Below are 25654 nucleotides of genomic sequence, written 5' to 3'. Positions count from 1 at the left end.
TCTATTATTCTTCCGACTCGGAATTGTCTGATGCAACATCCATAAGCGTCAGCTTTTGGAGCTCAAACTGGTATATTGCAGACATTTCGATTTCTTTTTCATTTTTTAGAAACTCAACTGTTTTCTTTGCCAGTGGTGCCTTAAGCATGTTTATTGCAAATTCATACACGGCTCCTGTCTGACAGTCAGCCGGTTTGACATTTTTTGGGAGATCCAATGTTATTATGTGGCGACCGTCCTCTACTGCTTCGTATATCTGAGCATCAATTTTTTTGTCAGCCATATACACCTCAAGAATGTAACCAGTTCTGGTCAATAGTTCTGGCTTTGCAAATCTTGCGCCCTTTATATCATCTAATACCCAATCTGGGAGCTCGTCCTTCTTTTTTACCAAGAAACACCAATCCTATATCTTGTCTTTTTTACTTTTTTGCCACCAATCCAAATAGTCATAGTGCTTATCTTCTTTTGTTGGATCTCGTCTGTTTACCTTTTCGCGAATGTCGCCTACTTGCTCTCGTGTGGCATACAGACCACATCTTTTGCAGATGTAGTGCTTTGTTACTGGATCAAACTTCATGGGGATCTCTATCTGTTCTAAGAGTTTTTGAACCCCTTCTTGGCTTCCACTAGCAGCCTCTCGCTCAATAACTGCCTTGCGTTCCCTTGCTACACATTCTGGGCAATTAACCAATGAGTTTGCCATAAAATTTTTCCATAAAAGCGTTCCCACTAGAAAGCCAAAATCTGGCACGCGGATCATTATCATCATCCCTTTCGGTCATTTCGCCCATCGAAATACCGCGTACCAGACCATTCTACTGCGATCAAAAAAGCTATTATCTCTTATCGTGAACTTAGCATCTCTGCAGCTAGCTTGGCAGTGGTTCTAGCACCATTTGCAACAAAGTTTCTCTGGTATTGTTTTACTGCGTCCCCAAAAGAATCATAATTTCCCTTTAAATGCGAAATGCTAGAAATAAGCTGTTTAGTACTGTTTGCCAATATGCCAAGTTTGTGTTCTTGCGCCCATTGGATCTGGTTTGTCTGCTCATCATACACTGGAATGCCGATTATTGGCTTTCCCTTTACTCCAATAATTTCACCCATGACAGTGTGTGAGCCGTTGATTACTGCATAGTCGCATTCCTCCACAACTGTTTCTTTTTGCGATTCTGATAGGAATCCTACGTCAATTTGAATCCAGTCTATTTTCTTTTCCAGTGCCTCTGAAATGGAATATGTCTTGCCGTCAGCGTCCTTTACTTTGTCAATTGATTGGTCTGCTCTTGCATGCGAGATGACCCTCTTTTCCTTTTTCATCTGGGAAAATGCTTCCTCATATTTTTTACCTGTGATATCATTTGTGGATTTGTTGCCCGTTCTCATCCAATAACCAAACTTGTGGCCTTCAACCATCTTTTCAAGATCAGATTTTACGTCGGATTTTTTCTTTTTGTCAGATGCAAAATGGCCCACATAAACAACTTTTTCTTTGAGTTTTTCTGGAAAATTTAGATTATACTCGCACATAGTATATGGAGGTGGAGAGTCGGCAACTGTAATCATTGTTGCCTTGGCAATTTGTTTTGATACGTACCATACTCCTGGATAAAAGTAAAATCTGGACTTCCAAAGTCTCGGCCTAAACTGGTTTGTTATGAATATGGATGGAATGTTTCTGTTTTTTGCCAAAACGTTTGGGCCCATATCACCATCATTAATTACAAGATCAAATTTTAGCGAATCAAAAAGCACGCGCTCTTTTCTTAGGTATCTTACAACCTGTCTTACTACTGGGGGGTTACCACGCACTGGCAATAATGTGTTAACCATTGATAAGAACACGTCAGGTCCGTATTTGCCGTCAATTGGAGTAGGGGCAAGTGCTTCGTGCACGTTTTCCTTTGGAAATTTTTGCAGTAGTTTTTGGTAGATTTCATCCTTGCTTGCAAAATGACCCTCATACTGCGGAATAAAGTTGGGTAGCTCCTCATTTAGTGACATCATACGGGAATAGTGACCGTTTCCCCACGAATAGATGAACTGGCCTATCTTTTTCATAGCAACACCTCAAATTTTGCACAATAAATTTTCAGTGATCAAGAGAGTCCAAAATGTCATGGACATTGTTTGGGCCAATCCTGACTGTAACTGACTGGTACGACTTAACTGCCTTTTGTGTGATTTCAGATACGTCGTCTTTGCTCTTAGCTAATCTGAGTGAACCAAGCTTTTCTATTCTGGATAGATATTTCCCAAGGCCGATCTCTTTTGCAGTGTCTATGATAGCCTGATCCAGCCCGGCAAGCACAATCCACGGAATAAGCTTGTTTTTTGTCACGGTGTCTAGGCTTTGCTCAATTAGCCAAATTGGAAACACAAGTGGTGATAGGGAAAGGCAAACCCTTTGGATCTTGTGCTTTTTTGCAAGCTGGCACAAAACATTGGATGTCACAAGAATTTTTTGCTGCAACGTCTTTGCAGTATCTTTTATTGCAATTTGGCAAAAGTCAAGTGTTACTGATGGGCTTGGTAGTCTTGGGATGATCCTATTTGTCATCTTGACTAGCTCCATCAGATTTGCATCCGTGGTGTAGCAAACTAAAATTCTAACATCAAATCCCTGTTTTATTGCCTCAAGGCAGGAAATCGCGGAGAGCTCATCAAAGATGCAACACAAAATCTGTTCCTCTTGGGAATTGTACGGAACTCCGCCGTGGCCTTTTTCCAAAAATATCGAAACATATGCGTTCTTTTTGGTAAGATAGCAATGGATTAGACTGTCATGTTTTGCTTCAGTTCCAGGCTTGCATTCCATGTCTACAGTCTTTTCAATTAGTGCAGATGTTGCAGCAATCTCTACGTCTTTTGGCAAATAACCAGATGCATGACCTTCTACTTTGACATAGAAAACATCGCCCCGCAACAAAAGGCTGCTGCCAATTTTTGCAATAGTAGATACTATTTCATTGAATTTATTCTCAGTTCGTCTTGCAATGGAGACTTGGCCTACACCAAAAAGCTGGTTTATTGCAGACGATGCAAAGACTGGATCGTTTGCATCTATTATTATGAGATCATCGTCCGTTGTAATTGTGGAATATCCATGATTCTGAATTTTGAGAATTTTTTTAATGTTAGATACTAGCAGACTTTGCTTGTTTTTGGCAAAAATCGACGGAAAAACAACTACAAATGCAGGTTCATTCATTTTTTTTCATGCCAAAACCCTGCTTATAATTCTGGATGATCCCTCCAAATAATTATAAGACAAATTTTCACTATACATACAGTTGTACACGCAAGAAGAAATCGACAAGGTTAACACTCGACTTAAAACCCCAGAAGACGCATTGAGGTGGGCGTACGAAACATTTGGCGACAAAATTGCCAAGGCGTCAAGCTTTGGCCCAGAAGACAGCGTTGTCACTGACATGATTATAAAAGTAAATCCAAAGGCGAGATTTTTCACATTGGATACTGGCCGACTAAACCAGGAAACCTATGACGTAATGGACGCAATAGCAAAAAAATACAATATCAATTTCGAGGTAATGTTCCCAGAAACTGCGGCAGTAGAAGAAATGGTCGGTACAAAGGGGATTAATCTGTTCTATGATTCAGTGGAAAACAGAAAGCTCTGCTGCGAAATAAGAAAGGTCCGCCCTCTTAACAAAATTCTCTCAACACTAGATGCTTGGGTTACAGGCCTGAGACGGGACCAAAACGAAAACCGATCCCACGCAGCAATGGTGGAGCTAGATCACCTCCACGGCGGAATAGTAAAGGTAAACCCAATCATAGAGTGGACATGGGACCAGGTATTATCGTACATTAAAGAGCGCAATTTACCATATAACAAACTCCTAGACCGTGGCTATACCAGCATTGGCTGTGAGCCATGCACCAGAGCGATTAAGCCAGGCGAGGACCTCCGTTCAGGTAGATGGTGGTGGGAGTCTGATACACATAAAGAGTGCGGCTTGCACATGAAACACTGAAGGCATGGACGCAATACGACCACACGGCGGAAGACTGGTAAGCCGAATTTCGCAAAAAAACACGGCAGGAATGTTTTCCATTTCTATTAGCGAAGATCTGGCAAACGATGTTGAAAACATTGCAGACGGAATTTTCAGCCCACTGGAGGGATTTTTAGTAAAATCAGACTTCGATGGTGTTGTATCAAAGGGAAGGCTGGCAAGCGATCTTGCATGGACCGTTCCAATAGTTCTTGATGTGGACAAGGAAACCGCACAAAAGGCAAAGGACTCGGGCGATGTTACACTAAAGACAACCCACGGAGAGTTTGCCGTATTACACGTAGAGGAAATCTATACCTTTGATAAAACAAAAACATCACAGGCAGTCTACGGCACAACTGATGTGAATCATCCAGGCGTTGCAAAAACAATATCCATGAATGACTATCTTATCGGAGGGAAAATCGACTATGTCACGAGGCCTGGCGCAGACCCAATTAGAAAATACAGGCTAACCCCAACTGACACAAGAAAGGCATTCTCACATGCAGGCTGGAAGACCATAGCTGCATTTCAGACTAGAAACCCCCCTCATGTTGCTCACGAAATGCTGCAAAAAGAGTCGTTTTTGTCATGCGACGGCGTATTTGTAAATCCATTGATCGGCAAGAAAAAATCCGGTGACTTTGTCGACGAAGTAATCTTGGAATCATATATCACCATGATTGAGAATTATTACCCGAAGAACAGGTGTACGCTTGCAACCCTGCACACCGAAATGAGATACGCAGGACCAAAAGAAGCAATTCACCACGCTATAATGAGACAAAACTATGGCTGCACCAACATCATAATTGGCCGAGACCATGCAGGAGTCGGCAAATACTATTCCCCGTTTGCAGCGCAAGAAATCTTCTCTGATTTTCCGGACTTGGACATAAAGCCTTTGTTCTTCCCGGCATTTTATTATTGCAAAAAATGTCTTGCATTTACAAACGAGCGCGCATGTCCACATTCTCCAGACTTTCATGAGCAAATCAGCGGAACCAAGCTCCGACAAATCATCGATGAGGGCAAGTCACCATCTGAATATATCATGAGACCAGAAGTGGTCAAGGTAATCCAGTCATTCAAAAGGTCGTTTGTAGAATGAAATTCCTAATCTTATTCTTACTTGCAATGTCTTTGGCCATTCCTGCATATGCAAATGAACACAGCAACCCATCGCTGTCATTAGAAAACATCAGCGTTCCACCAAGTGACTTTAACAAAATGCGAGAAGACATCACAATAATTCCGCTAAAAAATGAACATCCCGTCTCTTGGCAAGTCACTATCATTAATGAACTCCTTTACTCAAATCCAAACGGAAACGCCGTACTGCGTCTATATGATGCAAAAATAGAAAACAAGTTCGTCGAAATAGGTATGGGGAGTCCACCTGAGCGAAAGTTCTGGGTTGCAATCAATTTTCCAGAAGAAGGATATCTACCTGCAACAAGGATTGACAAGAACGGATGGTTCGATGGAAAAGACGTGGTTATAGCATACGGCGACTCGCACGGAATTATGGTTAACAACGGCCAAAGAACCGTAGTTGACGGAATTGATCTAAAAAACTTTGTAGTTGGTGGCTATTCTGTGTATGGTATAAACGAGCCAACCGATCCTCCGGCAATAAACTCTGGAACGTTTACCGTGGGTGTTATGTCTGGAGATGCATCAAAGAATCCATTTCATTATTATCCGTTCTTTGTGGCAGGCGGAGTTGGTGCCCTGATCGGCGTACTATTGCTGACTAAGCGCCGTTCTTCATAGAATAATACTTGCAGAGCTTTTTTATTTTGCAGACATCACACATTGGGGAAATTGGTTTGCAAATGTTTTGGCCATACATGACAAATGTGTCATTTATCTGAAGCCAGAATTTTTTTGGGATTTTCTTCATTAGTTCTTGCTCTGTCTGCTCTGGCGTCTTGGTTTGGACGAGCCCTAATCTGTTTGAGATTCGATGTACGTGAACGTCTACAGGTATTGCAGGCTTCTCAAACGCATACACCAAGACACAGTTTGCCGTCTTTCGGCCTACCCCTGGCAGGCCCACCAGTAAATCCATGTTTTCTGGGATTTTTCCCTTATATTGTGTGTGAATTATCTTTGCTACTTGTATAATTCGCCTTGCCTTGACGTGATAAAACCCAATTGAGTGGATAATTTTTTCAACATCCTTTACTTTGGCCCCTGCCAATTCCTTTGCGTTCTTGTAGCGCAAAAACAGTGATTTTACGACTCTGGCAGTGTTCTCGTCTTTGGTTCTTGCCGACAAGATAGTACCAATCAGAATTGCAAACGGATCTCCTTGCTCGGATTCACGAAGCTCCCGCAATGCAGTCATTCTTGGTGGCTTGACTGCATTCATGGTTTGAATCATGCCGGAGAGAATCCTCTGCATGATTTTTTTTGTGCATATCCAATAATAAACCTGCAACAAGTATTATACTGCCAAAAAGCAATTCATACCATGGAGCTAACAAGAGAAGAAGAGCTTGCACTAAAGGGTGAATATGGAGAAACACTAGAGACTGCATATAGAATTTTGGTTGCAACAGGCGAGGCAACAAATGCACAAAAACTAGTTCCAATCAAGTGGGCACATCTTTCCGGCGTCAACTATAACACAATTGGTGACGCAGGGGAAGAATTTCTATCAAAATTATCCCTAGATGCCAAGGTAAAAGTGATGACTACAGTAAACCCAATGGGCTTTGACTTTGATTCCGTATCAAAATATAATTTGTCAGAAGAATTTGTACGAAAACAAAAAAGCATTGCAGACTCGTACAAGAAAATGGGAGTCATTCCTTCTTTTTCGTGTGTTCCATACGAAATATTTGATCTGCCGGAAAAGGGAACGCAGGTCTCTTTTGCTGAAAGCAATGCGGCAATCTATGCAAATTCGATTGGCAACCTAAAAACAAATAAGGAAAGCGCATTTTCTGCTTTAGCTAGCGCACTTTCAGGCAAATCACCATATTCGGATCTTAGGATTGCCGATACACCAAATCTTACAATTCGAATGAGGCTAGAAAATCCAGACGAGCTTGAATTTGGAATGCTTGGATATTTTGCAGGCAAAATAGCTGATAATGCAGTGCAGTTATCTGGTGTTTCAGGCATGGATAGGCGTAAATGCAAGGCATTGTGCGGTGGGATGGGCACATCTGGCAGGTGTGGCAAGTTTATTCTAGGAGAAGAAACACCTGGCTCAGAAAAAGTCGACTTTGACAAAAAGGAAATGCAAAAAATCCATGATGAGCTAAACACCGCAGACAAGGGAGATATCATAACCCTGGGCAGCCCGCAGCTTGGACTGCAGGAAATTGCAGATCTTTCCTCAATGTTAAAGGGGCGTGAATTTTCAAAGCGATGCATGGTTTTTTGCCCAAGAACTGTCCAAGAGCATGCTAGAAAGCTCGGATACACAAACGAAATAGAGAGAGCAGGCTGTGAAATTCTCTCTGACTGTTGTACGTGTCTTTCTCCACTTGTCGATAAAAACGAGATAGACTCTGTTACTACAAACAGCATCAAGGGAGCATATTACCTGAATAATTCTAATGGCGTAGGTGTAAACCTCAAACCACTCTCGCAAATAATATCAGATGAAACAAGATGAAGGTTATTGTTGCAGGAAAGACACAGGGAAAAATTCTCAAGACAAACATACCGATTAACTTTCTTGGCACAGTCGACAAAAAAACGGGAATAATTCATGATTCAAAGCATGATCTGTTTAACATGCCGATGAAGGACTCAATTCTTGTTTTTCCAAACGGAGTTGGAAGCAGCGTCGGGGCCTATACCATATATTCAATAAAATCAAACAATTCTGCACCGGCTGCTATGATTTGCAAAAAAGTCGACTTGACTGTGGCCTCTGGATGTGCCCTTGCAAACATCCCACTTGTAATTGCAAGTGAGCAGGAATTTGACAAACTGCAAAACGGTTCCAGCCTCACACTAGACACTGATTCTGGCAAGCTATAGATCTTCTCGAATTATTACGCCGCCTGGCTTTGTTTCCTTGAAGATTATTCCCTCAAATGAAAATACTCTAGTTTGTTTTTGCATCCAGCATTTTGAGGGTAGGCCGGCTTTTTGGCAGGTATGATCTAGAAATTCTTTTTCTGTCCAGCCGTATTCCACCGGTACCTGCGGCAGTAACAATCCAGAATTGTATCCCTGTTTTATTATCAGGCCGTGCCGTCCGACTATGATCTTGTCTGGGAGTATGGCAGGATCATTTACGTGTATTTCTTCTGGGGGTGTAAGCACTGTAACCTCAAATATGATGTTGCCAAGCTCCACTTTTTCCACTGGAGAAAACCTTGGATCTTCTGTTGCAGCTGCAATTGCTGCCTCTGGCAATGATTCTGAGATCTTTCTTGGCAGGGCAAATCCAATGCAGCCTCGTAGAACATTTTTAGAGTTTAGTGTAACAAAGATTCCTGCATCAAAGGACAGTCTTGTCTCAATGTCTTTGCCAAGAGCCAGTCTATTACCACTACTGACAAATTCTGTCACAACTTTTCTTGCAATAGATACTAGAAGCTGGCCATCCTGATCTGTTATGCTAAATGATGCCATTTATTTCTGCAATTAATTTTTCCAAGTTTCTAATATGAGTTCCCACCCAATAGATATGATTACAATCTTTGCACTGCCAGAACTTTTCCACAGATTCTGCAATTCTTGGCGGAATTTTTTCTATTATTGCATATTTTTCTACCTGTTCTAACATACCGTTACACAACGAACATCTAGAATAGTCAATAGAAAATTTCTCCAAGTTTATTTTATGCGCAATTTCGACTAGCTGCTCTTTTTCTGTGTCTGTCTCTAGCTCTATTGTTGTAATGTGGGACTGGACTGCATTTGCCGCAAGTCTAGAGTCTCTAGTTATTATGATTCGATTTTCTTTTTTTGCCGCAAGTATCAGGTCATTATCATTCATTGTATTGTGATATTTGCAGTCAAAGCCAAAAATTCGGAGTTTTTTTGCTATTGTTCCAAGCATTGCGTCTGTTAAAAAACTAGGGTGACTCAACTTTGGTGTTGCCTGATTCTGTAATGTGACTCTCGCCTGCAGGAAGCGCTCGTACAAAATCGTCAATGGTGAACTGTTTTGCAATGTCTTCCTGCAATTTTATGAATTCCACTCGTAATCTCTTTGCGCATTCTGTCATCTCGTCTAGTCCTGGTTCTATTATTGCATAACAAATGCAGATCTTTTTAATTGGTTCTGGCGGCCCGCACGTTATGATATATCGCTCATCATGATACAAAATTCCAACTGCAAGCTTCAGGTTTGGCGCCTTGATGAAATTTTTGTGGCCTTCCAAGACAAATGATCCTCTGGAGAGGAACTGCCCGCTTGGTGCTGCTTTTTTTACCTGATCTGGATTTATCCAGTATGCGCTCATGCCATACATTGCTTCGCGCCATGCACGACTAAAGCAGACAGTTGCCTGTGCTACTTCATTTAGAGAATCAAACGGCAATGATTCTGGAGTGCCCTTTAGAACAAAAAACGGTGAGCCGAAAATCTCTGCATGAAAGACCTTGTCGTTTTTTGCAAGTTGCTTTCGTATTATGGCTGAGTTTGACGACGAATCCCTGCCGCCAATTGCTAGCAGGCCATCAGATGTGTAAAACCACCTATATCTCTCAAACCATTCCTTTTTCTTAAATTCCGTATAAAAGACTGCCTTCTTTGTCTCTTGCGACTTGGACTTGAGCTTGTCAATTTCTTTTTGGTTTTTTCTTCTCAATGACTCGATTAATTCTATTGCAGAAGACTGCCTCTTTGCCTCGTTGAACAGAGTTGACGCGAGTGCAGGAAACGACGCGTCTGCCTTTATCTGGATTTTCTCATCGTCTATTTTGAGAAATAATATTCCTCTATCCTTGACTAGTTCTGCGTTTTGTGATTTTAGATTTTCAGATGCTGCAGGGTCAGTGATGTTTGTTATACCATGAGAGGAAAACGTGTATAGAGATTTTGCCACACTGGAGATTTTTTCCGCCTTTTCCTTTACCAGTGATATTGCCCTACTTTGCTCGTCTATTGTCGACTGGATGTCTGTAATTTTTTTGTCGAGTGAGCCAGATTTTATCTCCTTTCCCTTTTCAAGTATTATCTTTGAGAATATTTTGTCTAGGCCTTCCATGAAGCTTGGGGAGGGTTCTTGCTCAGAATTTGGTATTGTAACAGAAACTGGATATACATCTAGACCGTCTTCTGTTTTTACAATTGTAGGTGTATGGTTACCGGAAATTATTGTACCAACTAGGGTTTTTGCAGATGATACCAAATCTATAATATTTTGATCTGTGACTACATTTGCTGCAAGTTCAGGACTTACATTTGCGGACCGAAGTATTTCTTCAGCATATTTTGTCGGCAGGCCAAATGTTCTGCCAAACCATTTTGCAATCGGCGTTGTAATTGATTTTAATTCGACAAAATTCTCTGGAGTTATCTCAAAAATGTTGAGGCCTTTTTGGGGTGGTGGTGTATAGATTGTACCAACACGAAGCTCCCGATGTCGTACTTGGATTGAATGTAATAATGCCAAAACCTTGAGATCCTTATTACACAACAAAATATTTCCGTCGCCAAAAAACTCACAAATCAGGACAAACTCCTTATCAAACCCGGAAAATGTCAGATATGCGATTCGCTCGACTCCAATCTGCTCTATTTTGACCAGCTTAAGCCGCAATAGATCATCGCGTAGCCTTTTTACAAGTTTGTTTTCTTCCAAAGCCTCGATTTTGATTCCAGTAAACCACATCCCAATTGACGAGACCACCAAGAACAAGTCTGGCTTTTCTGGATGGTGCAGCTTGAATAGAATGCTGTTCTGGTTTATCGAATAAATATTGTTGACATAGTAATCTCGAGTTTTCTCAGAAATATTCCTGACCAAAAACGCAAGCTCTATTCCAGCTAGTCCCATGGTATGTCTCAGTCGTGCTCTACTAATGAACTGAGTGCGACCAAACGTTTTAAACCAGACTTGCTCGAGTCACCCTTAGAAATTTCATTGAAGCATCCAAAAAAGAAATCCCCAAATCCGTCGGATCCTGCTGATGACAAAGCCCCAGAGGTCGTACCTCCGACAGACAGTCAGGACGAGCTTGATAGGCGCAAAAAACTATTGGACAAATTATTCTGGATACGAATAGGGATGGCTGCAATTGGCGGCGTGATTGCAACGTTTCTGTTCGACTCTATAGATGGCGAGGAGCGAAGATGGGCCTCAATTGGATTTATGATTATAGTGTTTATCGCATCTGCTGTTATTGGCAAAAGTATGAAGATAGGACTACCCTCATCTGACAGAAAAAAACTAGTAACGACAGGAATCGGAACGTATGTGTTCTTGTACTTGTTCATGTGGATTTTATCGTACACACTGGTACACCTGCCGGGAACTGGCACTGCCCCGCTTAACCCAATTTAATATGTGGAACCACAAGACACCCGGAATACCTGACGAGGAATTTTTTAGAACAGAGGACGTCCCAATAACAAAAGAAGAGGTGCGCGCAATACAGATCAGTAAGGCACGTCTATCAGAGGGAGATACTGTCTATGACATTGGGTGCGGTAGTGGGTCCATAACAGTAGAGGCCGGCATACAAATAGGAAAGTCTGGCAAAATTTACGGGATAGACATTGACAAAAATGCAATAGATCTTACACGAAAAAACCTAGAAAAATTCGGAATCACAAATGTGGAGCTTATACTATCTGATGCTAAGCAGAAAATCCCGGAACTGCCATTAGCTGATGCGATTTTCATTGGCGGTACAGGAGGTGATACCAAAGATATTGTAACACTGTGCAATGATAAACTAAAGTCTGGCGCAAGAGTAGTAATTGGTGTAATACTGATTGAAACTTTGTATGCTGTACTGGATGTAATATACAAGCTTGAATTTACTGATGTTGATATTACACAGATCACCATATCCAAAAGCAAAAAGACTAGTACTGGAACAATGATGCTTGCAAGAAATCCGGTGACAATAATTTCTGCAACAAAGACCTAGATTCGCTTTTAACTAGGAAAATTTTTTGGTCTTACATGCATGATTTGATTTGTGTTGGGTGCGGGCCTGGCGATCCAGAGCTGCTTACAGTCAAGGGAGTAAAGGCAATTCAAGACGCACAAATCATTGCATGTCCTACGGCAAAAGAGGACAAGCCAAGTATTGCTCTTTCCGTGGTAGAATCGTTATTGGACAAATCAAAAATGCCGGAAATAGTGAACTTGGTCTTTCCAATGGTAAAGGACAAAGACACACTGGAAACAACATGGGAGAAAAACACGAAAATTTTAGCCAATAAAGTAATGGAGGGAAAAAAGGTAGTATACCTGACAGTGGGCGACCCGTACCTGTACAGCACATGGATATATCTACATCGAGAATTGCAGACAAAATATCCGAACATCAAGATCAACGTCATTCCTGGAATAGTATCGATGTTTACATTTGCATCAAAGGTAGGAATAAGCTTGGCAGAGGGCGCAGAGACCATGGCAGTAATCCCATCTTGTTATGATCTGTCGCGGGTAAAAGAGACAGCAAGAAACTGTGACACTATGATATTTCTCAAAGACGGCCGCTATTTTGATCAGGTCATAAAATTGCTTAAGGAAGCCGGCTTTTCTGATAATTCCATATTTGCAATAGGCCAAGATTTGGGTACGTCAAATGAGATTGTCCGCAAAATGACGCTGGGTGAGGTAAACGAAAATACAATGACTACGAAATATTTTTCCATAATGGTGGTAAAGCGTGTCTAGGGTTTACTTTGTTGGGTGTGGTCCTGGCGATCCTGATCTCATAACAGTCAAGGCAAAAAAATTACTACAAAAAGCGGGCGTTGTGGTGTATTCTGGTTCTTTGATTCCAAATGAAATACTAAAGATTTGCAAAAAGGCAAAGATGTATGATGCGGCTGGCCTAGTACGAGAAGAAATATTTGAGATCCTTAAGCAAGGCGTCGCCCAAAAAAAACTTACAATACGACTTCACGATGGTGATCCTGCAATTTATGGTGCCATTCGTGAACAGACAGACAATCTGGAAAAAGAAGGAATAGAATGTGTTGTGGTTCCAGGTGTTACGTCGTTTTTGGCTTCATCTGCTGCATTGGGATTACAGTTGACGTTGCCTGGAGTTACTCAAACTATGATTATAACACGTGCAGAAAAGCGCACCAAGGTTCCCAAGGAAGAGCAAATTTCTGAATTGGCCAAGCACAAATCTACAATGATTTTCTATCTTAGTGTACACCTACTATCTGACATTGTGAAGGAGGCAATTAAGGGCGGATACCCAAAAACTACGCCTGTGGCCGTTGTATATAGGGCAAGCTGGCCGGACCAAAAAATCATCACCGGAACACTAGAAGACATATCCAAGAAAGTCTGGGCGCAAAAAATTACGCGAACTGCAATTGTTATAATTGGTGATGTCATAAAGCCTAAGTCGTATGAATATTCCAAACTATATGACAAGACATTTAGTCATGGATATAGAAAAGCTAAGGTAAAAAATTAACAGTATTTTTAATTCCGATTTTCTGTAAATGTTTTTGGAATAATCTTGCATCTGCTGAAGTGTAGATTCGTAGTTTGTTACGGGGGGATTTTTTTATTCTTCTTGCGATGGTCTTTGCAATGTCGTCGGCGGGATCTACAAACTTGACAGATGGGAATCTTCTTTCTAACATTGGCAGTAAAAACGGCAAATGCGTGCTTGATAATGTGATTACGTCAATTTTGTTTCTTTTAATTTTGTCTTCAAGAACATCTAGTATAACTTTTTCACAATAATCTGGATTTGTTAGGAATTTTCCAGTCTCTACAAGTTTTATCAGTTTTGTTGCATCAATTTTTTTTACATATGTGTTATGAGATGATTTCCTAACGTATTCTGAGAGTTCTTTACTTTTTGTAGCTATTTTTGTTGTAAGAATTCCGATTGTTCCAGTTTTTGTAAGTGACACAGATTTTTTAATTGGTGGCAACACACCGATTATTTCAGAGTCCAAGTATTCTGGAAACAACACTGACGGTGTGTTTGATGCCATTATGATCACATTTGGATGAAATTTCTTTTCCAGTTTGTTGATTGTGTTATCTATTATTTTTTTTAATTCGGTTTTGGTTTTAGTCCCGTATGGAAAATTTTTTTGGTCTGCGAAATAGATTATTTCCGATTTGGTAAATTTCTGAATTGATTTTATGATGGATAGTGATCCAAGACCCGAATCAAAAACTACAATTCTTGCCATAGTTGGATTTTGAAAAAACCCAATTTACAGTTTGTTAGCTAAATTTAGTACCTAGCTCACTAAAATGCACTAATTCCATTAAGAAGAAAATCCAAAACGGTGGTTCATGACCGGCTTCGAGAAAAATTGGGCACGTCAGGACACTGCAAGTGTGGCAGACAGACTTCGAGACTCTGTTAAACCACAGGGCGCATTGAAACCAAGAATTCAAACTGCAGTCAACAAACTGCAATTACAAATCTCAAAAATGGATTCAATGTTAAACAAATTGCACGAACGTGACGCTCAACTATTCAAACGAATCGTAGCTGCAATGCAACAGCATGACACCAGCGCAAGTCGTGTCTTATCAAACGAACTAGCTGAAATTCGTAAAGTCACAAAGATGCTAGGCAATGCAAGAATGGCACTAGAGCAAGTACAGTTGCGCCTGACCACCATCCATGACTTGGGTGATGCAATGGTAGCAATAGGTCCAGCAATGTCGACAATGAAGGGCCTCAAGTCCTCACTAGGACGCTTTATGCCAGAAGCAGACGCAGAGCTAAACTCTATGACACAAACACTCAGCGGTCTGATGATGGACTCACTGGCAGGCGATGCATTCAATGTCGGATCTGACGTTTCAAGCGAAGAAACCGAAAAGATCTTACAAGAAGCATCAGCGGTTGCTGAACAGCAAATTGGCGACAGATTCCCATCTGTTCCTTCACCATCTGGACTTTCGTCCCAATCAAGCTCCTCTACTTATGAGTAGATTGATCGGCGAAATTCTTTTTGTTTTTACTAATTTTCTCTGAATAATTTTTTCATCATATTAGTCTCTCTTACAATGTTATACAAATGCTATACATACACAACTAAATTGTTACGATAAAACAATTTAGACTATGCCTATACATTGAAGACATTTCTAGTAACAGTAACATCATCAATTTGAACGATGATCTATAGACCTAGATTATGGAAATGACACTGCAGAGGATAGAATTGACTCTAAATCTGATAATTTGATCCTATTTTGGTTCATAGAATCTCGACTTCTCAGAGTCACTGTATCATCCTGGAGTGTTTGGTGGTCTACCGTTATGGCAAATGGAGCGCCTACCTCATCTAGCCTTCTATATCTGCGGCCAATGGCTCCAGAATGATCCAAAAATGCGTCATACTTTCGTTTTATCACAAGAAAAATCTCATCAGTTTTCTCCTTCAAACCATCCTTTTTGACCAAAGACAAGACCCCAACATGTACTGGTGCCAAATACGGCTTAATAGAAAGCACAATTCTGTCGTTTTCCTTTTCTTCACGCAAACCATGCTCTAATATGGTGTACAAAGAGCGGTCAATTCCCATTGATATCTCAAATACGTGCGGCAGGACCTTTTGCTCATCATCTAATACTTCGAATTTTTCCTTGGATTTTGTAGCATGGCTAGTCAGATCATAGTCAGATCTATAGTTGCATGCTACAAGCTCAAGCCAGCCAATTGTTGTTTGCACCTCAAAGTCAAACGCAACAGTGGCATAGAATGCCTTTTCCTTTTCTCCCAGTCTGCGGAATCGAGATTTTGTCATGTCTATTCCTGTTTTCTCATAAAACTCAGTCAGCAATCCGAGGTAATACGCGACAAACTTGTTTGGCAATAATCCAGAATCTACTGCCTCCTGACACGTCATGGCTTTTAGAGAATTATCAATCCACAGCCGAATCGTCGTATTTTGAACTTGGGTGAATCGATCCAAGTCGTTTAGCTTGGCAGGATTGCAAAATACCTCAATTTCTGCCTGGTAAAACTCGCGCAATCTCAATAATGACTGTCTAGGTGATATTTCGTTTCGAAAGCTTTTCCCAATTTGGGCAACTCCAAGTGGCAATTTGCCACGCATTGTCTTGAACAGTCTTGGAAAATCAACAAAAATGGACTGGCACGTCTCTGGCCTAAGGTATGCTGTTTCTGCCTCCGGGCCTATTTCTACCTTGAACATCATGTTGAACTTACGGGCACGCTCAAACTCGCCCTTGCACTTTGGACACCGGATATTTTTCTCTGTGACAACCTTGTCAAATTCATGCAGGTCAGCACTTTCTGGGATCTCTATTTTTGTCTGCTCAAAGATAAGTTTGTCCACCCTATAGTTTAGTTTGCAGCTAATGCAGCGTACAACGGGATCTGCAAAACTTGCCAGGTGTCCTGATGCCTCAAAGACAGACTTTGACATTATCTGTGAGCCATCTATCTCTAACATTCCATCACGTCGTAATAATTCCCGTCTCCACAATTCAATGAATTTAGTCTTCATTGATACGCCAGACGGGCCATACTCCCAAAATCCAGCCTGTGCATCTGCATAAATCTCACAGCTAGGAAAGTAAAATCCACGCTCCAGTGCAAGCTGCATTACACTATCATAGTTCATTACAATGCTATCCTATATAGGAATAAATTCCAAGCTATGCAATCTCTTTTACCTTTTTAATATTGCCAAAATCATCACGCGTGCCATCGATTGGCGTCTCTAAAATTATGGGAATGTCTTTTTTGTTCGCGAGCTTGACTACAGATGCCATTCCACGCTCACCAATTTTACCTAGACCAATGTGTTCATGTCTGTCTAGGTTTGATCCAAGCTCACCCCTGGAGTCATTTAAGTGTAAAATCTTCAAGTTTTCAAATCCGACTCTATCATCAAATTCCTTGAATGTCTCAGACACGTCCTTTTCTGATCTTAGATCGTATCCATATGCAAACGCATGACAAGTATCAAGGCAAACACCAAACCTATTCTTTGGCTTTAATCTAGAAAATATATCCGACCACTGGGAAAAATCAGATCCAACAGAATTTTTTTGCCCTGCAGTATTCTCTAATAATATAACAACATCGTTTTTTACCTCTGCTGCCTTTTCAAACGCCTTTATTAGCTGAGATATTCCTTTTTCTTCTCCCTCTCCCATATGGCTTCCCAAATGCGCAACCAGATAAGGAATGCCAATTTCTCCACACCTCTGGACTTCCTTTACCAAGACAGAAACAGACTTTTCATGTGTGGCAGAATTTGGTGAGGCCAAGTTTGGCAGGTATGGCATATGAGCAACGGTTGCAAGTCTATCTATTTTGCTTACAGATAGTTTATCCTTGAATTCCTGGGCATCATTTTTTGAAATATCTTTTGCAGTCCACATTCTTGGGCTGCGGGTAAATATCTGAAACGCGGAACACTCTCGTTCCACTGCATTATCAATTGCTGCAGAAAGTGAGCCAGAAATGGATACATGCAGTCCCACTCGCATATTGTTTCCCAATACCATCATAATTTAAACCAAAATCAGGCTCTGATTTTTAACTAGAAATTGTATTATTGTATGTATGAAGCTTGGAACGGAAGAGATTGCAAAATATCCATTTCTCGCAGAGGCAGGAAACTATCTGCGCGAAAAAGGATTCACGCTAGAGCAGTTTGGCAATGATGCGGATCTCAAGCCAATAATTGATCTAGCATTATCTCGAATCCAAACAGCAGCAGACGGCAAAATCTTCAATTCTGATTTTTCCATCAAAAACTTGGACATCGAGGTCTTTTCCTTTCTTGTAGCGGTAATACTGCTCAAGCAGACTAACATGAATACGCTAATCAAAAGATTCTCTCTGGCAGAGGCCAGACGTGCAGAAAAATTCCTAGAAAAAGACCTAATCAACTCTCACACAAACGAGGAGCTTGCAATCAAAATCATCAAGGATCTGTTCTCAATGAATGTCACAAAGTCAGCAGATTATTTTGTCATACCTGCGTCTGATTATCTGATGCATTCGGTGCATTTTCACGAACAAGAATGGAAGCTAGTCAACAGACTAGTAGATGACGGAAAAGTTTTCCTTTCCGCACATGAAACTGTCCGCCTGATACGAAAAGAGCTTGATAATTTCATTGCAAAAAAAATCCAATCTGCAAACATTCCTAGTATACCAGAGTCATTTAGAAAGCCAATTGAGACTCTATTGATACTGGGAAAAAAATTCACAGTCCAAATAGTGGAAACAACAGAACGACCACCATGTATCAAACACGCCCTGGAAGTACTACAGAAGGGCGAAAATCTCCCTCATTCCGGCAGGTTCATGCTGGCAACTTATCTTCTCAACAAAGGCCAAACGATAGAAGAGATTGCACCTCTTTTCAAAAACGCGCCAGACTATAACGAGAAAATCACACTATACCAACTAAAGCACCTCGCAGGAAACTTTGGAAGTGGCACCAAATACGCATGTCCTTCATGCGAAAAGCTGAAAAGCGAAAATCTCTGCTTTGCCACCCCAGAATGCGCAAACATAATCAATCCATTACAATTTGGGAGGAAAAAAATCCCAAATGCATGATAAAGACGTAAAATTCCTAGAGGAAGCATTCAAAAAATACTATTTTGATCACTTTGATCTGATTCATACGCCAAAAAATCCAGAGATGCGTGAGTTTGGCTATCAAAAGTTCAATTCCGGTATGATTAGACATATCTCGCTAAAATCAGACAAGGAACTGCACCTGTTGTTGATGAAAAACATTCCAGCTGATGTATATTGTTCTAATGCACGTTATTCATTCCCAAATTTACCAATGGCAGAAAAAGACTGGCAAAATGCAGATCTCATATTTGACATTGATGCCAAAGACCTACATCTGCCTTGCAGGCAAAATCATACGATCAAAAAATGCACCTCTTGCGGCAAAATTGGCAATTCCGAGTCATGTCCACAATGTAATGCAACCAAGTTTGAAACAGTATCGGTGTTGTGCAATGACTGCATTGCCGGGGCAAAAAAAGAACTCGACAAGCTGATCACGATTCTAATCAGTGACCTTGGCATACCAAGGGAAAATATTACAGTTTATTTCTCAGGAAACGAGGGGTTTCACGTCCATGTCACATCAGTATACGAGAACCTAGATTCTAAGCAGAGAGCAGAACTCATAGATTATCTGACATTTCGCGGAGTAACACCGGAAACATTTGGAGCTCGGACAAATTTTGCAAAGTCAGTATTTCCAGACCTAGATGACAAGGGCTGGCTGGGCCGAGTATCAAAGGCAGTATTTGGTGCAAAATCAAACAAGGCCAAAATATCAAAACAGATAATATCTGAAGGATATTTCCCCTTTAAAAAAAAGATAGAGTCGCTCCAAAAAGAGTTGGGCGCGCAAATAGACCCAAATGTTACAATAGATGTTCATCGAATATTCCGACTAGGCGGCACAATCAACTCCAAGTCAGGCCTTACCAAGATGCTTTGTACGGATATTGCCAAGTTCAACCCAAGTTCAGATGCCTGCTTTATTGATGAAAGTGAGGTTTCCGTAATTACCGACTGCCCAGTATCGTTTAGGCTTAAAAACAAAAAGTTTGGTCCATACAATAAAGAACACCTAAGTGTGCCTAAATATGCCGCAGTCTACATGATTTGCAAGGGCTGTGCAAGCATCTCATAGGCGTACAGCATCCCGAAGACATTAATCTATCCAAAATTGAGCAAAATTTGAATTTGTACAGTTCCTCAAAGTCCGGTTCATCACCCCCAGGCGCAGGTAAGCTGATCCGACTTGGCATAGTCGGCATAATTGGAATCATTGTTTTCGTAATGGTAGGAAACCAGGGAGTCATGCTATCAATGAATATGACAGAGTTTGGAGACCAGTTCACAAGGCCATTTCAATACTCCTTGATCTCTGCAGTGGTCTTGGCCGCAATAGCCCTAGTCAACGTAGATGCCAAGAACCGTTCCTCAATAGTTTGGTATGCAATCCATGTAATGGTGATGTCCCTAAACAGAACAGCACAGGATCCAGTAACCAAAAACATTTCCAACTTTAGGGATTACAAGCTAAGTGTTCCGCAGTTTGCAATTTGGCAGATCACCAAGATCTTCCTCTTTGGCGCATTCTTTGTCAATATGACGTTCGGCCTTGCACTAGTATATCTCTTAGATGGAAACGATCTTGGTTTGGAAAAGCTACCAAATCTGTTTTCACTACCGTTTATCACCCCGCAGTCATCAGAAGCAGCCCTCACAATAATAGAGATAATTCCGGCACTAACGATTCTAGTCCCGTCCCTTCTAGGTGTAATTGGAATAAGGTTGGGGCTCTATGTTGGACTGCACTCTATAATCAGGGTAATCACATCTTACATTTCCGATTCATCCCAAGGCAAGCCCAAGTACCTCAACTATGTTTCCATTATGGAGGCAGTCATAGGAATCGGCATAATCTGGGCTGGAATCAACATGTTCTTTACTGATAAAATCGATTACAATACAAAATACGTAATTGGTGGAACACTAGGCGCAGGCTTTGTCCTAATTGCATTTGCCATCTATGACAAAATTCGCTCCAAGGTCCTGACTCATCCAATAAAGCGCGACATTTACATCCGGGTTTTTGCGCTAATTGCAATTGGAATTATTGCTGGAACAGTAATGGCGGTAAACAACAGCATTGCAGACACTCGCAAAATCGAATACCTAGGTCCATACACCCAGCAACAAATCACACTGAACCGATACCTAGGAGAACTAGACAAAATTACCGTAACCCCAAATGATGTTAAGCTTACATCGATTTCTCCAAACAACATCAAGTCCTACATGGAGCAAAACCGCGATGTCCTGGATTCTATTAGGATCTGGGACTGGGAGGCTGCATTTGCCAAGCTAAAGCCGGAAATCGGCCTAATCCCGTATATCACATTTGGAGACAATGACATTTTGCGATTCAACAATACTCTGTACTGGACTGCATCAATGAAGCCAGTAATACCAAGCACAGTTAGTCTTGAAAATAGGTGGTACAACGAACACCTAGTTTACACACACGTACCAGATGGATTCCTTACTCTGGAGGCAACAACAGGCCAGTCAGTTAAAGCCGCTGATCTATTTTCACAAAGGTCTATTTATTATGGAGAGGGTGGGCTGTTCCAGGAAACATGGTCTGCATATGCAACCAACCGTGGGGGCACAAGTGCAGAAATCAATAATGCTATGTATTCAGGCGCAGGCGGAATAACACTGGCACCGCCACTAAGCTGGGTCTTTGAGCCTAACTTTTTACTCTCATATCCAAATACATCAGTCCATGTCATGAGATACAAGGATGTCTATGACAGAATGGAAACACTATACCCGTATTTCCTGTATGATCTATTTGGACAAAAGCTAGACATCTATCCAGTCACCGATGGCACCAGCACATATTGGCTAGTGCCACTAATAATCGGATTTGACACTAATTCAGTGCCATGGTCCATGGGCAATCCGTATCTCAGACTGGTAGGATTTGCACTTGTGGATACATACGACGGCGACATTACTTTACTCAAACACGGCGATGATTATTTTGCAGATATATTGGAATCCCAATATGGCGACAAGCTTTTGCCAATTCCGTCTTGGCTTACCGAGCAGATTCGTTATCCACAGGAACTATTCACGTGGAAGACAGAAATGTTCAACATTTACCACGTAACTGACACAGAGACATTCATCCAAGCAAACACATTCTTCCAGATTCCAGAAAGAATAGATGCATACTATATTCAGGCAAAGCCTCCTGGATTTGACAGTACTAAGTTCCTAGGATTATTGTCATTAGAGCTCCGAGACTCTAGAGGAAAAAACCTCTCTGGATACATGATAGTGGAAAATGACCTGTCAACACTTGGTAACATGCATTTCTATCAAGTCCCACTCAACTCTACTACAAAGCTTATCGGACCTACTGCGGTCAGAGAGGCACTAGAAAAAGACAATAATTTTGCACAGCTAAAGACATTGCTTAGAACTCCAAGAATTGGAGATAATATTCTGTACAAGGTAGGTGAGCATGACGTTTACTTTATTCCAGTATATACTGCAGGTTCTGGAGACGGAGTTGTAGCACAATTAGGAACAATTGCCGCAGTCGGAGCCGCATTCAATGGGGAATATTATGTCGGATTGGGCAACACACAACAAGAGGCCTTTGAGGCATATCTTCAAAAGCTGGCAGGAGTAGTTCCGTCATCTGTAACATCCAAGCCGGAGCCAGGATTTGACAAAGAGGCAAGAATTGCCAAGATAAAGTTGACATTTGAACAAAAGGGGTTGGAGATAGTCACACCTACAAGCCTGTCTGTGCCCCTGTCGTTTAAGGAAGGTGAAGTATCACTATTCTCACAAGTTGACGCCGAAGCAACAGACAAGCTACTGGATGAATTCCTAGACGAGTTTGTACTGCAAAAGACAAGGCGAGTCCTGATATGGCAAGAACAAGACACCATCAACATTGGCGTCCTATCGACAATGGAAGGCGTACCTGAGCTTCATTATATCTCCGTGATTGTGGGCAAGTAATCACAAATAAAAGAAGTATTCCCTAAATTTCTCTAATGTTGTTACTAGTGGACAATGGCTCGGTATTTACAAAAAATATTGTCGACTTTTTGGACTCTGCAAAAACAGATCATGCTGCCCTGCCGTTTGACAAGTTACAATTGGCGGATCTGAGTAATTTTGACTCCATAATTCTTTCTGGGCGAAGGCACAACGACCAGAAAATGAATGCACTAAACTCCAAAATCATCAATCATTGTATAGCTCAAAGCAAACCAATGCTTGGGATTTGCTACGGAGCAGAAATTCTTGCCCTAACAGTTGGTGGTACCATTCGTAAAATGTCCTCAATACAAAAGGGACCAATCACCATACGAACAACACAACAAAACCCATTATGCAGTGGTATAATCCAAGTGTACCAAAGCCACAACTATGAGATATCCACACTAGGCAAATCCCTCATACAGCTAGCACACTCTGATTCCTGCAAATATGAGATAATCCAATACAAGAATTCCAAAATCTATGGAACACAATTCCATCCAGAAATGACCCAAGATGGCTTGTCCCTAATTGAAAAATTCATCAGACTCTGATCAGTATTAATACAAAACATTAGGCTCAAAAAACAATGAGTGAGCACGAGCTCTTACTTCCACAGGTAATTGAGGAAAATATTTGCCTTCCACTAGCCATAAGTGCCGTCTCAAAATACTGGAACGTTAATCTACCAATATCGGAGGCAAAGGAAATTGCAAAAAAATACCCAAATGTTCGGGGGAGTATTCTAATTGAGGGAATCGAGTTAGCAGAGCGACACGGCTTAGGCAGCCTGATTTTACACTCTACTATACTAGAACTAAAAAAAATAATAGACATGGGAATTCCACCCATTGTTATTTTACCGGGGCTGTACGAGATAGTCCAGCACGCATCAGTAATTTCTGGCTATGACGACTCTGAGAGGACAATAATCCACTATATACCACAGCAGGACCAAATCGGTGCAATACCACAAAAACAATTTGAAAAACTCTGGCAGGAAGACGGAATGCTGATGATATTGCTTGCTCCGCCAGACATAATCTCCAAAATACACGTGGATAACAAGTCCAAGGAAAAATCAAACCGGCTCTGCTTTGTATCTGAGAAGCTAAACCTGCAGGCAAAGCAAGACGAGGCAATAAAGTCACTAAAGGAGGCAATCACACTTGATGCCTCTAATTCTACGGCATTGTGCCTTTTAGGCGGAATATTCAATGAGAAAAATTTGGCAGAATGCGTTTCATTTTACCAAAAAAGCATTGACTCTAATAAAAAATGCTATCTGGCGTATAGGGGACTAGGCAACTATTACCTCAAAACAAAACAATACGAAAAGGCTGAATCAAACTATTCTTCTGCAATAGAGATAAACGAAAACAGGTTTGGCCCAATCTACAAAAACCGCGGAATTGTATACATGTCGCAAAACAAAAACAAGCAAGCAAAGCAGGACTTTGAAAACTATCTAAAATATACTCCAAATGCTAAAGATCGTGACGCCATAACCCAAGCAATAAACGAGATGTAGTTTATCTATAGATTTATCTCAAAATATAGACGAAATATCTATCCAAAATATTTTTGATATTCCTGTTCTAATTTACTTGGAAATTTCATGATGCCTCTAAACCATTGATTGTAATCTGTCATCTCTGAATCATTCCAGGGATATTTTTTTACCTCGGCATACAAATTTTCTTGCTTACTAATCAAATCCTCTAATTTTTCTTTATATTTTGTCTCACTCAATAATCCCCCCTCAAAACTTTTTTTAGTTGACTCAAACTGCTCATCTAACTGTGAAAGCCGTTCATTGAATTTTTGTTTTGGAGACACATCCACATTTACAAATCCAAAATAAACTAGAACTCCAATTATTACGGCAACTGCAAATATGATGTAAATTGTCTTCATATTGTACGTATCTTAGTCATGAATTTAATTTATAGAACTATTATTCTTCCCAAAATTCCCCTCAAAACATACTGAATCAATAATGCGGTGTGCGGGATTTGAACCCGCGACCTTCAGCTTGGGAAGCTGACGTCCTGCCAGGCTGGACTAACACCGCGCAGATCGGTTTCTGCAAATTAGCGTTAATATAGTTTTGAGAATATTATACTACCATGGATGCCAAGTGCCCGGAATGCGACAGGACTGCAATACTAGACGATGATGTAACGCGGGTAAAATGCCCGCACTGCAATTTTGAGGCCGACTATGACACGTATTTGGAAATAATGAAGGATAAGGCAGTCAACATGTCGATTGATTATCTACCAAAAAGGCCAGGATTATAATTTACCAGAAAGAGCCCTTATCTGAGCAGTCAAGGTGCGCACCGCAATTACTGCAAACCATGTGGCATGCTTGCATGTCGTCCATTTTGTTATTGCATCTGGGGCACATAATTTCTTCTTTCATAATTGTTTATTGCGGATCATTTGCTTTTATTTTTTCACATGGTTTATTAGCCGGCCAAAAAAACTGAGCAATACTTGGCTAACTTTAAGCTAACAATATCGGACAAAAATGGAAAGTCAGTCTCCAAAGAGATTAAGGACAAAGAGGCAAATACCTTCATTGGATTGCATCTTGGCGGAGAGGTTGACGCGGCAATTGCAGGCCTTGCAGGAAAACTTAGAATCACTGGAGGTAGCGACAAATCCGGAATTCCAATGAGAGCAGACATCTACGGCTCTGCAAGAAAGCAGGTCCTCATATCAAAGGGAGTTGGCCTAAAACGAGTTAGTGATGGCCAAAGAAAAAGACGACTGATCCGAGGAAATACAATTTCCGAAGAGATCTATCAGCTGAACTGCTCCTATGACGGCGAGATCAAAATAGAAGAAGCACCTCCGGTGGAAAACAAGGCATAACTTAA

General features: G+C 41.0%; 29 protein-coding genes and 1 tRNA gene. 17 read left to right on the top strand and 13 right to left on the bottom strand.

What is annotated here, in order from left to right; all coding sequences use genetic code 11:
* Nucleotides 1-4: 4 nt before the first annotated feature.
* The 4 genes from FJ354_05150 to FJ354_05135 form a co-directional block, all read right to left on the bottom strand.
* Nucleotides 5-394 (bottom strand): hypothetical protein, encoded by a 390-nt coding sequence (locus FJ354_05150; protein MBM3906047.1) that lies wholly within the window; start codon nucleotides 392-394, stop codon nucleotides 5-7.
* 12 nt (nucleotides 395-406) lie between these two features.
* Entirely contained in the window at nucleotides 407-694 is a 288-nt protein-coding gene (locus FJ354_05145; GenBank protein MBM3906046.1) for a hypothetical protein, read from the bottom strand.
* A gap of 152 nt (nucleotides 695-846) precedes the next feature.
* The gene (locus FJ354_05140; protein ID MBM3906045.1) at nucleotides 847-2064 is read right to left on the bottom strand and encodes a glycosyltransferase; all 1218 of its coding nucleotides are present in this window, start codon (nucleotides 2062-2064) and stop codon (nucleotides 847-849) included.
* Between the two features lie 31 nt (nucleotides 2065-2095).
* Entirely contained in the window at nucleotides 2096-3214 is a 1119-nt protein-coding gene (locus FJ354_05135; GenBank protein MBM3906044.1) for a thiamine biosynthesis protein, read from the bottom strand.
* A 76-nt stretch (nucleotides 3215-3290) separates the two neighbouring features.
* Here FJ354_05135 and FJ354_05130 point away from each other — a divergent pair, with 76 nt between their 5' ends.
* The 3 genes from FJ354_05130 to FJ354_05120 are packed head-to-tail and all read left to right on the top strand — an operon-like array spanning nucleotide 3291 to nucleotide 5804.
* Nucleotides 3291-4004, top strand: coding sequence for a phosphoadenylyl-sulfate reductase (locus tag FJ354_05130; GenBank protein MBM3906043.1), 714 nt, complete (start codon nucleotides 3291-3293; stop codon nucleotides 4002-4004).
* A 4-nt stretch (nucleotides 4005-4008) separates the two neighbouring features.
* Nucleotides 4009-5139: a sulfate adenylyltransferase gene (sat, locus tag FJ354_05125; GenBank protein MBM3906042.1), complete on the top strand. Its 1131-nt coding sequence runs from the start codon at nucleotides 4009-4011 to the stop codon at nucleotides 5137-5139.
* Nucleotides 5136-5804: a hypothetical protein gene (locus tag FJ354_05120; GenBank protein MBM3906041.1), complete on the top strand. Its 669-nt coding sequence runs from the start codon at nucleotides 5136-5138 to the stop codon at nucleotides 5802-5804. Before sat ends, FJ354_05120 begins: the two co-directional genes overlap by 4 nt.
* On the opposite strand, the gene FJ354_05115 is transcribed toward FJ354_05120, so the two are convergent.
* Nucleotides 5785-6438: an endonuclease III gene (locus FJ354_05115; GenBank protein ID MBM3906040.1), complete on the bottom strand. Its 654-nt coding sequence runs from the start codon at nucleotides 6436-6438 to the stop codon at nucleotides 5785-5787. The genes FJ354_05120 and FJ354_05115 overlap by 20 nt on opposite strands.
* Before the next feature lie 69 nt (nucleotides 6439-6507).
* On the opposite strand from FJ354_05115, the gene FJ354_05110 reads away from it, so the two are divergent.
* Nucleotides 6508-7662, top strand: a complete 1155-nt coding sequence (locus tag FJ354_05110) for a DUF521 domain-containing protein (protein MBM3906039.1) — start codon at nucleotides 6508-6510, stop codon at nucleotides 7660-7662.
* Nucleotides 7659-8033, top strand: coding sequence for a DUF126 domain-containing protein (locus tag FJ354_05105; GenBank protein ID MBM3906038.1), 375 nt, complete (start codon nucleotides 7659-7661; stop codon nucleotides 8031-8033). Before FJ354_05110 ends, FJ354_05105 begins: the two co-directional genes overlap by 4 nt.
* Here FJ354_05105 and FJ354_05100 read toward each other — a convergent pair.
* Genes FJ354_05100 through FJ354_05090 form a run of 3 tightly spaced genes read right to left on the bottom strand, consistent with a single transcriptional unit; the run spans nucleotide 8028 to nucleotide 11008 of the window.
* A complete protein-coding gene (locus FJ354_05100; protein ID MBM3906037.1) occupies nucleotides 8028-8633 on the bottom strand; it encodes a TIGR00296 family protein in 606 nt (201 codons plus the stop codon). The two genes, FJ354_05105 and FJ354_05100, sit on opposite strands and share 6 nt — an antisense overlap.
* Nucleotides 8620-9093: a hypothetical protein gene (locus tag FJ354_05095; protein MBM3906036.1), complete on the bottom strand. Its 474-nt coding sequence runs from the start codon at nucleotides 9091-9093 to the stop codon at nucleotides 8620-8622. Before FJ354_05095 ends, FJ354_05100 begins: the two co-directional genes overlap by 14 nt.
* Nucleotides 9080-11008, bottom strand: a complete 1929-nt coding sequence (locus FJ354_05090) for a fibronectin-binding domain-containing protein (GenBank protein MBM3906035.1) — start codon at nucleotides 11006-11008, stop codon at nucleotides 9080-9082. Before FJ354_05090 ends, FJ354_05095 begins: the two co-directional genes overlap by 14 nt.
* Nucleotides 11009-11095: 87 nt before the next feature.
* On the opposite strand from FJ354_05090, the gene FJ354_05085 reads away from it, so the two are divergent.
* Genes FJ354_05085 through cobM form a run of 4 tightly spaced genes read left to right on the top strand, consistent with a single transcriptional unit; the run spans nucleotide 11096 to nucleotide 13625 of the window.
* Entirely contained in the window at nucleotides 11096-11515 is a 420-nt protein-coding gene (locus FJ354_05085; protein ID MBM3906034.1) for a hypothetical protein, read from the top strand.
* A 1-nt stretch (nucleotide 11516) separates the two neighbouring features.
* A complete protein-coding gene (cbiT, locus tag FJ354_05080) occupies nucleotides 11517-12107 on the top strand; it encodes a precorrin-6Y C5,15-methyltransferase (decarboxylating) subunit CbiT (GenBank protein ID MBM3906033.1) in 591 nt (196 codons plus the stop codon).
* 35 nt (nucleotides 12108-12142) lie between these two features.
* Nucleotides 12143-12865, top strand: coding sequence for a precorrin-2 C(20)-methyltransferase (cobI, locus tag FJ354_05075; protein MBM3906032.1), 723 nt, complete (start codon nucleotides 12143-12145; stop codon nucleotides 12863-12865).
* Nucleotides 12858-13625 carry a precorrin-4 C(11)-methyltransferase gene (gene cobM, locus FJ354_05070; GenBank protein MBM3906031.1) on the top strand — a complete coding sequence of 256 codons (768 nt, stop codon included), beginning with the start codon at nucleotides 12858-12860 and terminating at the stop codon, nucleotides 13623-13625. The genes cobI and cobM overlap by 8 nt, the downstream gene beginning before the upstream one ends.
* Here cobM and FJ354_05065 read toward each other — a convergent pair.
* A complete protein-coding gene (locus FJ354_05065) occupies nucleotides 13609-14361 on the bottom strand; it encodes a glutamate racemase (GenBank protein ID MBM3906030.1) in 753 nt (250 codons plus the stop codon). The genes cobM and FJ354_05065 overlap by 17 nt on opposite strands.
* 106 nt (nucleotides 14362-14467) lie before the next feature.
* Here FJ354_05065 and FJ354_05060 point away from each other — a divergent pair, with 106 nt between their 5' ends.
* Nucleotides 14468-15118 carry a hypothetical protein gene (locus FJ354_05060; protein MBM3906029.1) on the top strand — a complete coding sequence of 217 codons (651 nt, stop codon included), beginning with the start codon at nucleotides 14468-14470 and terminating at the stop codon, nucleotides 15116-15118.
* A 204-nt stretch (nucleotides 15119-15322) separates the two neighbouring features.
* Here FJ354_05060 and glyS read toward each other — a convergent pair whose 3' ends face one another.
* Nucleotides 15323-16780 carry a glycine--tRNA ligase gene (gene glyS / locus FJ354_05055; GenBank protein MBM3906028.1) on the bottom strand — a complete coding sequence of 486 codons (1458 nt, stop codon included), beginning with the start codon at nucleotides 16778-16780 and terminating at the stop codon, nucleotides 15323-15325.
* Nucleotides 16781-16814: 34 nt separating this feature from the next.
* Nucleotides 16815-17654, bottom strand: coding sequence for a deoxyribonuclease IV (locus tag FJ354_05050; GenBank protein MBM3906027.1), 840 nt, complete (start codon nucleotides 17652-17654; stop codon nucleotides 16815-16817).
* 76 nt (nucleotides 17655-17730) lie between these two features.
* Here FJ354_05050 and FJ354_05045 point away from each other — a divergent pair, with 76 nt between their 5' ends.
* From FJ354_05045 to FJ354_05025, 5 genes are read left to right on the top strand one after another with little or no spacing between them, the layout of a single operon-like run.
* Nucleotides 17731-18738, top strand: coding sequence for a DNA primase (locus FJ354_05045; protein MBM3906026.1), 1008 nt, complete (start codon nucleotides 17731-17733; stop codon nucleotides 18736-18738).
* Nucleotides 18731-19843 (top strand): DNA primase, encoded by a 1113-nt coding sequence (locus FJ354_05040; GenBank protein ID MBM3906025.1) that lies wholly within the window; start codon nucleotides 18731-18733, stop codon nucleotides 19841-19843. Before FJ354_05045 ends, FJ354_05040 begins: the two co-directional genes overlap by 8 nt.
* A gap of 53 nt (nucleotides 19844-19896) precedes the next feature.
* Nucleotides 19897-22743: a hypothetical protein gene (locus FJ354_05035; protein ID MBM3906024.1), complete on the top strand. Its 2847-nt coding sequence runs from the start codon at nucleotides 19897-19899 to the stop codon at nucleotides 22741-22743.
* Nucleotides 22744-22778: 35 nt separating this feature from the next.
* Nucleotides 22779-23321 carry a glutamine amidotransferase gene (locus FJ354_05030; protein ID MBM3906023.1) on the top strand — a complete coding sequence of 181 codons (543 nt, stop codon included), beginning with the start codon at nucleotides 22779-22781 and terminating at the stop codon, nucleotides 23319-23321.
* A gap of 35 nt (nucleotides 23322-23356) precedes the next feature.
* Entirely contained in the window at nucleotides 23357-24298 is a 942-nt protein-coding gene (locus FJ354_05025) for a hypothetical protein (protein ID MBM3906022.1), read from the top strand.
* A gap of 38 nt (nucleotides 24299-24336) precedes the next feature.
* On the opposite strand, the gene FJ354_05020 is transcribed toward FJ354_05025, so the two are convergent.
* A complete protein-coding gene (locus FJ354_05020; GenBank protein MBM3906021.1) occupies nucleotides 24337-24684 on the bottom strand; it encodes a hypothetical protein in 348 nt (115 codons plus the stop codon).
* 83 nt (nucleotides 24685-24767) lie between these two features.
* Nucleotides 24768-24841: transfer RNA gene (locus tag FJ354_05015), tRNA-Gly, on the bottom strand.
* Between the two features lie 55 nt (nucleotides 24842-24896).
* Between FJ354_05015 and FJ354_05010 the strand changes: the two genes are divergently transcribed.
* Both FJ354_05010 and FJ354_05005 read left to right on the top strand, forming a co-directional pair.
* A complete protein-coding gene (locus FJ354_05010) occupies nucleotides 24897-25070 on the top strand; it encodes a zinc-domain-containing protein (protein ID MBM3906020.1) in 174 nt (57 codons plus the stop codon).
* Between the two features lie 198 nt (nucleotides 25071-25268).
* The gene (locus tag FJ354_05005) at nucleotides 25269-25649 is read left to right on the top strand and encodes a 30S ribosomal protein S6e (protein ID MBM3906019.1); all 381 of its coding nucleotides are present in this window, start codon (nucleotides 25269-25271) and stop codon (nucleotides 25647-25649) included.
* The last annotated feature ends 5 nt before the right edge of the window (nucleotides 25650-25654 follow it).

It is taken from the genome of Nitrososphaerota archaeon, from assembly GCA_016872055.1.
Lineage (GTDB): Archaea > Thermoproteota > Nitrososphaeria > Nitrososphaerales > Nitrosopumilaceae > Nitrosotenuis.
This window is presented reverse-complemented; position numbering and strand designations above follow the sequence as displayed.

Coding starts and splice junctions, on each gene's coding strand:
- FJ354_05140 (MBM3906045.1), bottom strand. CDS start 2,064: ATGAAAAAGATAGGCCAGTTCATCTATTCGTGGGGAAACGGTCACTAT.
- FJ354_05135 (MBM3906044.1), bottom strand. CDS start 3,214: ATGAATGAACCTGCATTTGTAGTTGTTTTTCCGTCGATTTTTGCCAAA.
- sat (MBM3906042.1), top strand. CDS start 4,009: ATGGACGCAATACGACCACACGGCGGAAGACTGGTAAGCCGAATTTCG.
- FJ354_05120 (MBM3906041.1), top strand. CDS start 5,136: ATGAAATTCCTAATCTTATTCTTACTTGCAATGTCTTTGGCCATTCCT.
- FJ354_05115 (MBM3906040.1), bottom strand. CDS start 6,438: ATGCAGAGGATTCTCTCCGGCATGATTCAAACCATGAATGCAGTCAAG.
- FJ354_05110 (MBM3906039.1), top strand. CDS start 6,508: ATGGAGCTAACAAGAGAAGAAGAGCTTGCACTAAAGGGTGAATATGGA.
- FJ354_05105 (MBM3906038.1), top strand. CDS start 7,659: ATGAAGGTTATTGTTGCAGGAAAGACACAGGGAAAAATTCTCAAGACA.
- FJ354_05100 (MBM3906037.1), bottom strand. CDS start 8,633: ATGGCATCATTTAGCATAACAGATCAGGATGGCCAGCTTCTAGTATCT.
- FJ354_05090 (MBM3906035.1), bottom strand. CDS start 11,008: ATGGGACTAGCTGGAATAGAGCTTGCGTTTTTGGTCAGGAATATTTCT.
- cbiT (MBM3906033.1), top strand. CDS start 11,517: ATGTGGAACCACAAGACACCCGGAATACCTGACGAGGAATTTTTTAGA.
- cobI (MBM3906032.1), top strand. CDS start 12,143: ATGCATGATTTGATTTGTGTTGGGTGCGGGCCTGGCGATCCAGAGCTG.
- FJ354_05065 (MBM3906030.1), bottom strand. CDS start 14,361: ATGGCAAGAATTGTAGTTTTTGATTCGGGTCTTGGATCACTATCCATC.
- FJ354_05060 (MBM3906029.1), top strand. CDS start 14,468: ATGACCGGCTTCGAGAAAAATTGGGCACGTCAGGACACTGCAAGTGTG.
- glyS (MBM3906028.1), bottom strand. CDS start 16,780: ATGAACTATGATAGTGTAATGCAGCTTGCACTGGAGCGTGGATTTTAC.
- FJ354_05050 (MBM3906027.1), bottom strand. CDS start 17,654: ATGCGAGTGGGACTGCATGTATCCATTTCTGGCTCACTTTCTGCAGCA.
- FJ354_05045 (MBM3906026.1), top strand. CDS start 17,731: ATGAAGCTTGGAACGGAAGAGATTGCAAAATATCCATTTCTCGCAGAG.
- FJ354_05040 (MBM3906025.1), top strand. CDS start 18,731: ATGCATGATAAAGACGTAAAATTCCTAGAGGAAGCATTCAAAAAATAC.
- FJ354_05030 (MBM3906023.1), top strand. CDS start 22,779: ATGTTGTTACTAGTGGACAATGGCTCGGTATTTACAAAAAATATTGTC.
- FJ354_05025 (MBM3906022.1), top strand. CDS start 23,357: ATGAGTGAGCACGAGCTCTTACTTCCACAGGTAATTGAGGAAAATATT.
- FJ354_05020 (MBM3906021.1), bottom strand. CDS start 24,684: ATGAAGACAATTTACATCATATTTGCAGTTGCCGTAATAATTGGAGTT.
- FJ354_05010 (MBM3906020.1), top strand. CDS start 24,897: ATGGATGCCAAGTGCCCGGAATGCGACAGGACTGCAATACTAGACGAT.